This window comes from Aneurinibacillus thermoaerophilus (assembly GCF_019603355.1).
In the GTDB taxonomy this organism is placed as follows: domain Bacteria; phylum Bacillota; class Bacilli; order Aneurinibacillales; family Aneurinibacillaceae; genus Aneurinibacillus; species Aneurinibacillus thermoaerophilus.
The window spans coordinates 1-12,500 of the sequence record NZ_CP080764.1 but is presented as its reverse complement, the minus strand read 5'-3'; the positions used below and the strand labels follow the sequence as shown (position 1 = coordinate 12,500).

Here is a 12,500-nt window from a genome sequence, read left to right as displayed (position 1 = left end):
CGGTTCATTCTACAAAAGGCACGCCGTCACACATAGACAGTGCTCCGACTAGTTGTAGGCACACGGTTTCAGGTTCTGTTTCACTCCCCTTCCGGGGTGCTTTTCACCTTTCCCTCACGGTACTGGTTCACTATCGGTCGCCAGGGAGTATTTAGCCTTGGGAGATGGTCCTCCCGGATTCAGACGGGGTTTCCCGTGTCCCGTCCTACTCAGGATCCACTCAGGAGAGGATGAAGTTTCGAGTACAGGGCTGTTACCTTCTATGGCTGACCTTTCCAGATCGATTCTTCTACCTCATCCTTTTGTAACTCCGTATAGAGTGTCCTACAACCCCGGAAGGCGAACCTTCCGGTTTGGGCTGTTCCCCGTTCGCTCGCCACTACTAAGGGAATCGCATTTGCTTTCTCTTCCTCAGGGTACTTAGATGTTTCAGTTCCCCTGGTGTGCCTCTCGCTGCCCTATGGATTCAGGCAGGAGTCCTTCCCCATTACGGGAAGTGGGTTTCCCCATTCGGACATCTCCGGATCAACGCTTGCTTACAGCTCCCCGAAGCGTTTCGTCGTTTGCCACGTCCTTCATCGGCTCCTGGCGCCAAGGCATCCACCGTGCGCCCTTCGTAGCTTAACCACATTGAAGGGTTTCTTTTATGGAATCCTTGTTTTGCGCGTGTTTCTTCTGTATCCAGTTTTCAAGGTACAACTTCTATGATGGGTTTAGAATGAGTACGTACTTTTTGTTTACAGGCAAAACCCACAAACAAAAAGGATACGTTCATTCCAGCCTGGCAACGTCCTACTCTCCCAGGGCATACGCCCAAGTACCATCGGCGCTGAAGGGCTTAACTTCTGTGTTCGGGATGGGAACAGGTGTGACCCCTTCGCTATCGTCACCAGACAAGGTATTTATATCTTATCTTGTTTTATAAGGAACGAAGTTCCTTCAAAACTGAACAGTGAATACTCGTGCGTGCCGAGACTCCGTAGAAAGGAGGTGATCCATCCGCACCTTCCGGTACGGATACCTTGTTACGACTTCACCCCAATCATCTGCCCCACCTTCGGCGGCTGGCTCCAGAAGGTTACCTCACCGACTTCGGGTGTTGCAAACTCTCGTGGTGTGACGGGCGGTGTGTACAAGACCCGGGAACGTATTCACCGCGGCATGCTGATCCGCGATTACTAGCGATTCCGGCTTCATGCAGGCGAGTTGCAGCCTGCAATCCGAACTGAGAACGGTTTTTAGGGATTGGCTCACCCTCGCGGGTTGGCACGCCCGTTGTACCGTCCATTGTAGCACGTGTGTAGCCCAGGACATAAGGGGCATGATGATTTGACGTCATCCCCACCTTCCTCCGTCTTGTCGACGGCAGTCTCCTTAGAGTGCCCAACTGAATGCTGGCAACAAAGGACAAGGGTTGCGCTCGTTGCGGGACTTAACCCAACATCTCACGACACGAGCTGACGACAACCATGCACCACCTGTCACCGCTGTCCCGAAGGAAACCTCCATCTCTGGAGGGGTCAGCGGGATGTCAAGCCCTGGTAAGGTTCTTCGCGTTGCTTCGAATTAAACCACATGCTCCACCGCTTGTGCGGGTCCCCGTCAATTCCTTTGAGTTTCAGCCTTGCGGCCGTACTCCCCAGGCGGAGTGCTTATTGCGTTAGCTGCGGCACTGAGGAGGTGGACTCCCCAACACCTAGCACTCATCGTTTACGGCGTGGACTACCAGGGTATCTAATCCTGTTTGCTCCCCACGCTTTCGCGCCTCAGCGTCAGTTACAGGCCAGAGAGCCGCCTTCGCCACTGGTGTTCCTCCACATCTCTACGCATTTCACCGCTACACGTGGAATTCCGCTCTCCTCTCCTGCACTCAAGCTCCCCAGTTTCAGATGGCCCTCCACGGTTGAGCCGTGGGCTTTCACACCTGACTTAAGAAGCCGCCTGCGCGCGCTTTACGCCCAATAATTCCGGACAACGCTTGCCCCCTACGTATTACCGCGGCTGCTGGCACGTAGTTAGCCGGGGCTTTCTCGTCAGGTACCGTCAGACCGGGAGGTCATCCCGGCGGTTCTTCCCTGACAACAGAGTTTTACGATCCGAAGACCTTCCTCACTCACGCGGCGTTGCTCCGTCAGACTTTCGTCCATTGCGGAAGATTCCCTACTGCTGCCTCCCGTAGGAGTCTGGGCCGTGTCTCAGTCCCAGTGTGGCCGTTCACCCTCTCAGGTCGGCTACGCATCGTCGCCTTGGTAGGCCGTTACCCCACCAACTAGCTAATGCGCCGCAGGCCCATCTGTACGCGGCTCAAAGGCCTTTCCATGCCGAACCATGCGGTTCGGCATCCTATCCGGTATTAGCTCCGGTTTCCCGGAGTTATCCCGGTCGTACAGGCAGGTTGCCTACGTGTTACTCACCCGTCCGCCGCTAACCTCAGGAATGCAAGCACTCCATCGGTTCGCTCGACTTGCATGTATTAGGCACGCCGCCAGCGTTCGTCCTGAGCCAGGATCAAACTCTCCAAAAAAGTTGAAGATTGATACGCAAGCTCGTAAGCTAGCTCATAAAGTAAAGAATGTTTTTCGGGCCCCATAAAAGTGCTTGAGATCAACTTTGAAGCTGACCTTCACTTTCATGGGATATTTACCTCGCACACAAACGAGTGTCACTGTTCAGTTTTCAAGGAACTTCTTTTTCATTTTCACCGCGTTTCAGCGGCGACTTCTTTATCTTATTACATTCTAAAATAAATAGCAAGCACTTTTTTATAAAAAATTTAAACTCACTTACCATTTATTGTTGAATGCTTTGTTTTTAAACAGCAGTATTGGATAATGTACCACGTTTTTGGTTTAAATAAAAATCTTTATCCCAGAAGAGAAGAAAACCTAATGCTTCTCTCAGCTTTTCAAACTTCGCTAAAAAAACAAAACCGACCGTATTAGTCAATCGTCTTGCACTTATTTAAAAAGGAAAAGCAGCGCTTATGCACGCTGCCCTCCTGTAAAACTTTTCGGCTTTTCTTCATAATCAAACTTACTATGAAGGTTCGACAACCTCACTCGTTATTTCCTGCACTTCCGCCGTCTCTTCTGTTACTTCTACTTTGGCCACAGTCGCTACTTCTTCCTGCTCATCAAGACGAATTAATTTAACTCCTTGCGTATTGCGACCCATGGAAGAAATGTCTTTTACACTAAGCCGAATGATAATACCGGTAGATGTCACCAGCATTAAGTCATTCTTCTCATTCACAACTTTTAACCCCACGACTACCCCGTTACGTTCTGTCAAATGCAATGTCTTAATTCCTTTACCTCCGCGGGATTGAAAACGGTAAGAAGACAGTGGGGTACGCTTGCCGTAACCGCGCGAAGTAACGATAAGCACATCAGCGTTTTCTTCAGCAATGTCCATGTCAATTACGCAATCTTCTTCACTTAAATGAATACCTTTTACGCCGGTCGCAGAACGCCCCATCATTCGTACGTCCTTTTCCGAGAACAGAATGGACATCCCCTTTTTGGTTCCCATAATGATGTTCTGAGCTCCGTCAGTTAACCGAACACCCACAAGTTCGTCATCTTCCCGCAAATTAATAGCAAACAAACCGATACGACGAATATTACTAAAAGAAGCCAAATCTGACCGCTTCACGATCCCTTGCTTCGTGGCAAAGAACAAGTAATGGTTATCAGTAAACTCCTTAATCGGGATAATGGTTTGGATGTGCTCACCCTGTTCAATCTGCAGCAAATTAATAATTGGAATGCCCTTTGCGGTACGGCTCAATTCGGGAATCTCGTATGCTTTTAAACGATATACCTTTCCTTTGTTTGTAAAAAACAAAAGATAGTTATGCGAATTCGTTGTAATCAAGTGTTGCGCAAAATCATCTTCACGCGTACTCATCCCCTGCACACCGCGACCACCGCGTTTCTGCGCCCGATACGTATCCACAGGTAACCGTTTAATATAACCGCGGTGCGTAAGAGAGATAACAACTTCTTCTTGCGGAATTAAATCCTCATCCTCAATATTGTTCATATCTACCGTAATTTCGGTCCGACGATCATCCCCGTATTTTTCCTTAATTTCGGTTAATTCCTCACTAATAATTTCTAAAATTTTACTTTCATCACCAAGGATCGCACGTAACTCGGCAATTAATGCAGACAATTCATTGTATTCTTCTGTCAGACGTTCAATCGAAAGACCAGTCAACGCTTGCAAACGCATATCCAGAATTGCGTTCGCCTGCTCCAGCGTAAAACCGAGTGGAACTTCCCGTCCCTTCATCGAGAAGGTCTCGGCCATCAAATAACCACGCGCTTCTTCACGGTCAGAAGCAGAGCGGATCGGCCCCTCACGATCCACTAAATCGTCCACAATGTCGATTGCTTTCAGCAAACCCTCAACAATGTGGAGTCTTGCCTCCGCTTTCCGTAAATCATATTCGGTACGACGGCGAATGACTTCTTTCTGATGTTCCAGATAATAATAAAGCATCTGCTTCAAATTCAAAATGCGTGGCTCATTATTTACGAGCGCTAACATATTAATTCCAAAACTCGTCTGCATGGCTGTGTGCTTATACAAATTATTTAATACAACCTGCGGGTTTACGTCACGTCTGAGTTCAATGACGATCCGCATGCCATTTCGATCCGACTCATCACGCAAATCAGTGATACCGTCCAGTTTCTTTTCACGAACCAGTTCTGCGATTTTTTCAATCAAACGTGCCTTATTTACCTGATACGGTATTTCCGTCACAATAATCTTTGGCTTATTTCCCTGATCTTCAATTTCCGCTTTTGCCCGGATAACAATGGAACCTCGTCCCGTTTCATACGCGCGACGGATTCCGCCTCGTCCCATAATATATGCTCCTGTTGGAAAATCAGGGCCGATGATATGCTCCATCAAGTCGCGGCTTGTACAATCGGGATTCTCAATAAGCAACAAAATTCCGTCAATCACTTCCCGCAAATTATGCGGAGGAATATTTGTTGCCATCCCTACCGCAATCCCAGATGTCCCATTTACAAGAAGATGTGGAAAACGGGCCGGCATTACAAGCGGCTCCTGTTCATTGCCATCGTAATTAGGGCCAAAATCAATCGTATCCTTGTTAATATCTCTCATAAGCTCCGTGGCGATTTTCGACATCCGCGCTTCCGTATAACGCATGGCAGCTGCGGAATCCCCATCAATGGAGCCAAAGTTCCCATGTCCGTCAACCAACGGATAACGGTAGGAAAAATCCTGCGCCATCCGCACCATTGTTTCATATACAGCCGAATCTCCGTGCGGATGGTATTTACCAATAACGTCCCCAACAATACGTGCCGACTTTTTGTATGGTTTATCAGGGGTAACTCCCATCTCGTTCATCGCATATAAAATCCGGCGGTGAACAGGCTTCAGACCATCGCGAACATCCGGAAGAGCGCGACTCACAATAACGCTCATCGCATATTCAAGGAATGATTCGCGCATCTCCTGGTTTATATTAATATCAATAACGTTAGATTGTTGTTCGGCCATTAAACTACCTCCGTCGTTCAACGTTTATTTGGCCCACTCACAGCAGGTCGCAATCATTTTTCCCATAAGTTTTATTATATCATTTATCTCCGTTTACGCACAAAAATAAGCCCTCTTAATTAAAGAAGAAGGCTTATTTTTTGTTAAATATCGAGGTTGCGAACTTTTCTTGCGTTTTCCTGGATAAAATCACGCCGCGGTTCGACTTTATCCCCCATCAACATCTCAAAAATTTCATCCGCCTGCATCGCGTCTTCCAACGTAACGCGTAATAGCGTACGGCTTTCAGGGTCCATGGTAGTTTCCCATAGCTGTTCTGGATTCATCTCACCAAGACCCTTATACCGTTGAATATTTGGTTCCGGACGTGGTGACGCTTCCGCTCTAATCTTCGCGAGCTGAGCATCATTATAAGCATAGCGAATGACTTTTCCCTGCTGGAATTTGTATAAAGGCGGCTGTGCAATATAAACGTAACCATTCTCTATCAACGGTCGCATATAGCGGAAGAAGAATGTGAGGAGAAGGGTACGAATATGCGCCCCGTCTACGTCAGCATCCGTCATAATAATAATCCGATGATAACGGGCTTTAGAAAGATCGAAATCTTCCCCGATTCCCGTTCCTAAGGCGGTAATAATCGCTCGTATTTCCATGTTGGAAAGAATCTTATCCAAGCGCGCTTTCTCCACGTTCAAAATCTTACCTTTCAGCGGTAAAATCGCTTGGAATTGACGGTCGCGCCCCTGCTTTGCTGAACCTCCGGCTGAATCTCCCTCGACAATGTACAACTCGCTGATGGAAGCGTCCCGACTAGAACAATCGGCCAGTTTTCCCGGTAATGAGCTAAATTCCAGCGCGTTCTTCCGCCGGGTAAGTTCCCTCGCTTTCCGGGCCGCTTCCCGAGCACGTGCCGCCATCATCGACTTTTCCACAATTTTCTTTGCTTCTTGCGGATGCTCCTCAAGGAAAGTGAAAAAATGCTCAGCAAACAACGATTCCGTTATACCACGCGCTTCACTATTTCCAAGCTTTGTTTTCGTCTGGCCTTCAAACTGCGGGTTTGGAATTTTTACACTAATAATCGCCGTCAATCCTTCACGCACATCATCGCCTGTCAGATTTCCGTCTTTGTCTTTCAGCAAGTTATGCTTGCGTGCGTAATCATTAATCACCCGCGTTAGTGCGCTCTTAAAGCCGGACTCGTGCGTTCCGCCTTCATGCGTGTGAATGTTGTTAGCATAAGAATAAATATTGCTGGCAAACGAATCGTTATATTGAAGAGCAATCTCAACCATGAGACCGTCTTTTTCGCCGTCGATATAAATCGGAGGCTCATGGAGTTTTTCCCGGTTTTTATTCAGATATTCTACAAAAGAGCTAATGCCACCGTCATAATGGAAAGTCTCTGTCTTGTTCTCCCGCTCATCATGCAAGGTAATACGTATGCCGCGGTTTAAAAACGCCAGCTCGCGCAAACGCTTCTGCAAAATTTCGTAGTCAAACACGGTTGTTTCTGTAAAAATCTCCGGATCAGGCAAGAAAGTTACCTCCGTTCCCGTGTCTTCCGCTTCCCCGACCACCTTCAGTTCATCAAGCGGTTCTCCGTACGAATAACTTTGCTTATAACGCTTGCCATTCCGTTTCACTTCTACAGTCAGTGATTTAGACAGCGCGTTTACGACAGACACGCCCACCCCGTGCAAACCGCCGGATACTTTATATCCTTCACCGCCGAATTTACCGCCGGCATGCAATACGGTTAAAACGGTCTCAACTGTGGATCTGCCGGTTTTTTCGTGAATTTCCGTCGGAATGCCTCGTCCGTTGTCTGTAACCGTTATACTGTTATCCGGATGAACATACACGTGGATATCATCACAATACCCGGCAAGCGCTTCGTCAATGCTGTTGTCTACAACCTCCCAAACGAGATGATGCAATCCCCGAGTACTCGTCGATCCAATATACATGCCGGGACGTTTCCGAACCGCTTCCAGACCTTCAAGAACCTGAATCTGACTTGCTCCATAATTGTTCTGCGCATTATCTGTCATATAAGTCTCACCTGCTTTCTAAAAAATGAGCGCGACGCTTCAACGTTAGAGATGAAATCGGAGAACAATAAATTTTATCTTTCGTCACAACATACGATTTCGCTTGTTCATCCCCAAGCGCGACAACGCGGCCAGACTCCTCTGCCTTCTGCAAAAATTGCCGGGTAATCTTAGAGGATTGCTTCATGTGGTAATCAAGAATCGCGATTACATCTTTGGCACGTACTACCATATCGCCACCCAAATGAATAAACATACGGTTCCTCCTTCATTATTCCCGCGTAATAGTTCCTTGTTTTACCCGGTAAAGCGCAGCCTGCTGCAATGTCTGATGATATAAGCCCTCTACGCCTGTCGTAGTCACAAACGTTTGCACGCGGTCTTTAATATTTTGCAAAAGGTGGGTCTGTCGATTAGCATCCAACTCGGACAGCACGTCATCAAGAAGAAGAAGCGGGTACTCTCCCACCTCCTGACGAATTAATTCAATCTCTGCCAGCTTTAATGAAAGCGCGGTTGTACGTTGCTGTCCTTGTGAACCATATCGATGAACGCTCGTTCCGTTAATAAAAAAATGGATATCATCACGGTGCGGTCCAGCCAGACTGGTGCCCCGGACGATTTCCCGCTCCTGAATAGAGGTAAGGTATTTGTAGACAACTTCTTCTGCTTCGTTTTCCGACATATCTTTTGTAACCGGGAACGTACTTTCATACGAAAGCGTCAATTTTTCTTTTCCCTGAGTGATTTGGGCATGGATTTCCCGCCCCCATTTTTCCAGTTTATCCATGAAAACGAAACGTTTTTGCAGCACTTTCACAGCGAGATTTGCCATCTGGATATTGTAAACGTCAAGCATATCGCGAAACGCCTTGCCCGTCTGTAGTTCTTTCATCGCTTGATTGCGCTGTTGCACAAGTTTTTGGTACTGCAGCATATTATACAAGTAAGACTTGGATACCTGCCCGATTTCCATATCGAGAAAACGGCGACGGACATTCGGGCTTCCTTTTACGATGCTTAAATCTTCGGGCGCGAACATCACGACGTTCATAGCGCCGATATAATCGCTCAAACGGCGCTGTTCTAATTGATTGACTTTGGCTTTTTTCCCTTTTGCGGTAAGCTGAATATCCAACGTTACCGGGCCACCCCGACGATCTACCCGGCAAGACAGGCGGGAAAACGAAGCGTCCCACCCGATTAATTCTTTGTCTTTGTTTGTGCGGTGTGATTTCGCCATCGCCAGAACGTAAATTGATTCCAGCATGTTTGTCTTTCCCTGCGCGTTTGAACCGACAAATAAAACAATAGGAGCGTCAAAATGTACGTGGACATGCTCAAAATTCCTGTAATGTGTCAATTCCAATTCTCTCAATATCAAACCGTCTTCCCTCCCGGCTCGCACGCTTTTCTATGGATAAAGCATGCCGCTGGCTACTTCACGGTTTGACGTAACACTTCATATGTGCCGAACCCTTCTACGTAAACCGTATCTCCATTATACAACTTTTTGCCGCGTCGATTCTCTGGCTCTTCATTTACCTCAACATGTGTTTGGGCAAGAAATATTTTTGCCTGTCCGCCTGTATCAATAATCTCGGCCAATTTCAAAAATTGGCCGAGGGGGATATATTCCGTCGTAATAGTAACCTTTTTTTTCTCCATTATGATGTAACCGCTCCCTATTGATTCGTTCTCACAGGCAAAATAAGGTGTAAGATCCAATCATGCTCCGTTGGACGAATGATAAATGGACTCATCGCACCAGTAAAACCGATGCGGATATTTTCGCTATCTACGGCCCGAAGTGCATCAATCATGTATTTCGCATTAAATGAGATTTTTACGTCTTCACCATCTACGGAGGAAGGTGCAACCTCTTCGGTTACTTTCCCTACTTCCGGCGTATTGGAAGAAATCTCGACCATTCCATCCGGACGCGTAAACAGGCGAACAATGTTATTTTTCCCTTCTCTTGCTAATAAGCTTGCCCGTTCTATTGCCCCTAAAAACTCTTTTGTCGATAAAATTATCTCCGTTTTCGTATTTTGCGGAATAATACGGCTTGTATCCGGGTATGTTCCGTCCAAAATACGAGAGTAAAAAAGAATATAGTTAATCTTTACCAAAATTTGATTATCTGTAATAACAAGATCCACTAGTTGGTCATCGTCTGGGAGAACTTTACTAAGCTCAATCAAACTTTTTCCTGGAATAACTACATTATCGAAACTTAAACTTGCCGCTGATTCAACGGAGGCTTTTCTTGTAGTTAGACGATGACTGTCTGTGGCCACTAACGAAAGTTGTCCGTCTCTCAGTTCCCACATAACGCCTGTCAGAATCGGTCGGGTTTCTGTAGTAGCAACCGCAAAGACCGTTTGACGAATCATTGTTTTTAACAAATCAGAAGGTAAACTAAGTATCTTATCCTCTTCAATTTGCGGCAGACACGGATAATCTTCAGCATTCATACCATTCAGGTTAAATTCTGAACGTCCAGAAGAAATGGTAGTAATAAACCGTTCATTCACGGAAATAGTTACTTGTTCGCCCGGCAACTTCCGTACAATTTCCCCTAAAAATTTAGAGGGCAGAACAACACTGCCTGGCGTAATGTCTTCAATCCACTGATGTTCTCCCGATTCCATCGGGACGTATTGTTCAATTGAAATATCCGAGTCGCTTGCTGTCAATGTAATTCCATCCTCATGAGCTACAATCTTAATTCCTGTAAGAATCGGAATCGTTGTTCTGGACGATACAGCTTTGCTCACTATATTAATCGCATTCGTCAGTTGCTCTCTTTGAATTGTAAACTTCATTGTATCCCCCTTTTAGGAATCTTCTTGGTCATTTTATCATATACTTTTATTTTATTCTTTTTTTATATCCAGTAATAGTAATAGAGGAGGTGGATATGTGAATAAGTTTGGTGTAAAAAAGAAATAAAGCCTATACACATGTGGATAACTTTGTGTACAGGCTATGTTGGTTATTCACATTTGTGCACAGGCAGGCTAATCGAAATTTATCGGCCGTTTTTAATCTTATCGATTAATTCCTGAATGGTTCCTTGTAACTGGCGATCGTTTTGTAAAGCCTTCGTAATTTTTTCATGTGCGTGAATGACGGTGGTATGATCGCGTCCACCAAATTCTTCCCCGATTTTTGGCAGGGAATAATCGGTTAGCTCTCTGGATAGATACATGGCAATTTGCCGTGGGAACGCGACGGACTTTGTTCGTTTCTTCGCTTTAAAATCCTCCAATTTTAGATTGAAGTATTCACCTACAGCTTGCTGAATGGTTGCGATGTTGATGATACGTGGCTTGTTGGAAGGAATAATATCTTTTAGTGCCTCTATTGCCAGTTCTGTGTCGATGTCCCGATTAATAAGAGAGGAATAGGCAACGACACGAATAAGCGCTCCTTCCAACTCACGGATATTCGTATCGATTTGGTTGGCAATATACACCATAACCTCGTTTGGAATTTCTAGGTTTTCCGCTTTTGCTTTCTTGCGTAAAATGGCGATTCTTGTTTCCAAATCCGGAGGTTGAATATCGGTAATTAGCCCCCATTCGAAACGGGAGCGTAACCTGTCTTCTAGCGTCGGAATTTCTTTGGGGGGCCGATCGCTTGAAATTACGATTTGCTTGCTTTCTTCATGCAAGGTGTTGAATGTATGGAAGAATTCTTCCTGCGTCTGTTCTTTTCCGGCTAGGAATTGAATATCGTCAATAAGCAAAATGTCTACGTTCCGGTATTTGTTGCGGAAATTGACTGTTTGATTATCACGGATCGAATTAATAAATTCATTTGTAAATTTCTCGGACGACAGATAAACGACTCGGGCGTTTGGGTTTTGCTCAAGTACATAATGACCGATTCCGTGCATTAGATGCGTTTTTCCCAGCCCAACGCCTCCGTAGATAAAAAGTGGGTTGTAAGCCTTTGCAGGCGCTTCAGCGACTGCAAGAGAAGCCGCATGCGCAAAGCGATTCCCCGCTCCAATGACAAATGTATCAAATGTATACTTCGGGTTTAGCATCGTTTGGGGGGAGTCGTCTTGCGTCGAGCTACGTTTTTCTTTTGAAGCGGGAACCGTACCCATTTCCGGTTCGTTTTGTTGGGAGTTTGAGGTAGGGACAACAAATTTGATTGTAATAACTTTGCCGGTTACCTCATACAATGTTTCTAGAATTAATTCGGAATATCTTGATTCGAGCCAGTCCCGCGTAAATTCGTTAGGAGCAGTAATTAAGAGCGTATTGTCGTCGAGCGACGTGGCTTTTGTTGATTTTAGCCATGTTTCAAAACTGGGTTTGCTAATGCGGGTTTGTATATGTGATAAGATAGTATCCCAAAGTTCTTTAGCATTGGTAACCATGTGTCTCCTTCCTTCTCCTTCCCCTTCCCATATAACAGCTTTGCTGAACCGTGTTTTTTTAAGAAGAAGCATGTAATGCTTAATAGGCGGCGATAGCAAAAGACATTGTGGATAATTCGTTTATATTTTGAGCGAGCACCGCAAAGGCTTCTTACTGTCTTTTGACAAAATCCCCATACATGTGGATGGTATTTTCCACACTATGTTTAAAAATGTCCACAATTTTATCCACATATTGTGGATAAATACATTGGTAACGTCAAGTTATCCACCGATTAAAACAAAATCATGATAGCAGATAAAGCTAATCACCGCAACGTTTTTTTGATAGTTATCCACAAATTCTATACCTTGTGTATAAAAGATATTCACAACACTAGATTTTGTGAATATCTTTTGGAGAAATGTGTGGGTAATTTGATTTCGGGAAATAATTTACTCACAGGGGATTGGGAAATAAAAAATGTGGATAAAGAATGACAGCTTGACATCTCACTCCT

General features: G+C 45.6%; 7 protein-coding genes and 3 rRNA genes (1 of these 10 running past the window's edge). All 10 read right to left on the bottom strand.

Annotation, left to right across the window (positions count from 1 at the left end; translation table 11 throughout):
- Nucleotides 1-627: ribosomal RNA gene (locus tag K3F53_RS00050) — 23S ribosomal RNA — on the bottom strand; it reaches 2,309 nt to the left of the window's first position.
- A gap of 152 nt (nucleotides 628-779) precedes the next feature.
- A 5S ribosomal RNA gene (gene rrf, locus K3F53_RS00045) occupies nucleotides 780-894 on the bottom strand.
- Nucleotides 895-983: 89 nt separating this feature from the next.
- Nucleotides 984-2,524: ribosomal RNA gene (locus tag K3F53_RS00040) — 16S ribosomal RNA — on the bottom strand.
- The 16S, 23S and 5S rRNA genes sit together here, the layout of an rRNA operon.
- A 512-nt stretch (nucleotides 2,525-3,036) precedes the next feature.
- On the bottom strand, nucleotides 3,037-5,547 hold the full coding sequence (gene gyrA, locus K3F53_RS00035) for a DNA gyrase subunit A (RefSeq protein WP_057897216.1): 2,511 nt from the start codon (nucleotides 5,545-5,547) through the stop codon (nucleotides 3,037-3,039).
- A 143-nt stretch (nucleotides 5,548-5,690) separates the two neighbouring features.
- A complete protein-coding gene (gyrB, locus tag K3F53_RS00030) occupies nucleotides 5,691-7,604 on the bottom strand; it encodes a DNA topoisomerase (ATP-hydrolyzing) subunit B (RefSeq protein WP_057897217.1) in 1,914 nt (637 codons plus the stop codon).
- 7 nt (nucleotides 7,605-7,611) lie between these two features.
- Nucleotides 7,612-7,860, bottom strand: coding sequence for an extracellular matrix regulator RemB (remB, locus tag K3F53_RS00025; RefSeq protein WP_057897218.1), 249 nt, complete (start codon nucleotides 7,858-7,860; stop codon nucleotides 7,612-7,614).
- Between the two features lie 15 nt (nucleotides 7,861-7,875).
- Nucleotides 7,876-8,988, bottom strand: coding sequence for a DNA replication/repair protein RecF (gene recF / locus K3F53_RS00020; RefSeq protein WP_057897219.1), 1,113 nt, complete (start codon nucleotides 8,986-8,988; stop codon nucleotides 7,876-7,878).
- A 53-nt stretch (nucleotides 8,989-9,041) separates the two neighbouring features.
- Nucleotides 9,042-9,272, bottom strand: a complete 231-nt coding sequence (gene yaaA, locus K3F53_RS00015; RefSeq protein ID WP_057897220.1) for a S4 domain-containing protein YaaA — start codon at nucleotides 9,270-9,272, stop codon at nucleotides 9,042-9,044.
- A gap of 17 nt (nucleotides 9,273-9,289) precedes the next feature.
- Nucleotides 9,290-10,432, bottom strand: a complete 1,143-nt coding sequence (dnaN, locus tag K3F53_RS00010; protein ID WP_220559239.1) for a DNA polymerase III subunit beta — start codon at nucleotides 10,430-10,432, stop codon at nucleotides 9,290-9,292.
- Nucleotides 10,433-10,638: 206 nt separating this feature from the next.
- Nucleotides 10,639-12,000 carry a chromosomal replication initiator protein DnaA gene (dnaA, locus tag K3F53_RS00005; RefSeq protein ID WP_057897222.1) on the bottom strand — a complete coding sequence of 454 codons (1,362 nt, stop codon included), beginning with the start codon at nucleotides 11,998-12,000 and terminating at the stop codon, nucleotides 10,639-10,641.
- Nucleotides 12,001-12,500: the final 500 nt, after the last annotated feature.

Bases quoted from the DNA above. Each gene is read 5' to 3' on its own strand.
- gyrA (WP_057897216.1), bottom strand. From the start codon at position 5,547: ATGGCCGAACAACAATCTAACGTTATTGATATTAATATAAACCAGGAG.
- gyrB (WP_057897217.1), bottom strand. From the start codon at position 7,604: ATGACAGATAATGCGCAGAACAATTATGGAGCAAGTCAGATTCAGGTT.
- remB (WP_057897218.1), bottom strand. From the start codon at position 7,860: ATGTTTATTCATTTGGGTGGCGATATGGTAGTACGTGCCAAAGATGTA.
- yaaA (WP_057897220.1), bottom strand. From the start codon at position 9,272: ATGGAGAAAAAAAAGGTTACTATTACGACGGAATATATCCCCCTCGGC.
- dnaN (WP_220559239.1), bottom strand. From the start codon at position 10,432: ATGAAGTTTACAATTCAAAGAGAGCAACTGACGAATGCGATTAATATA.
- dnaA (WP_057897222.1), bottom strand. From the start codon at position 12,000: ATGGTTACCAATGCTAAAGAACTTTGGGATACTATCTTATCACATATA.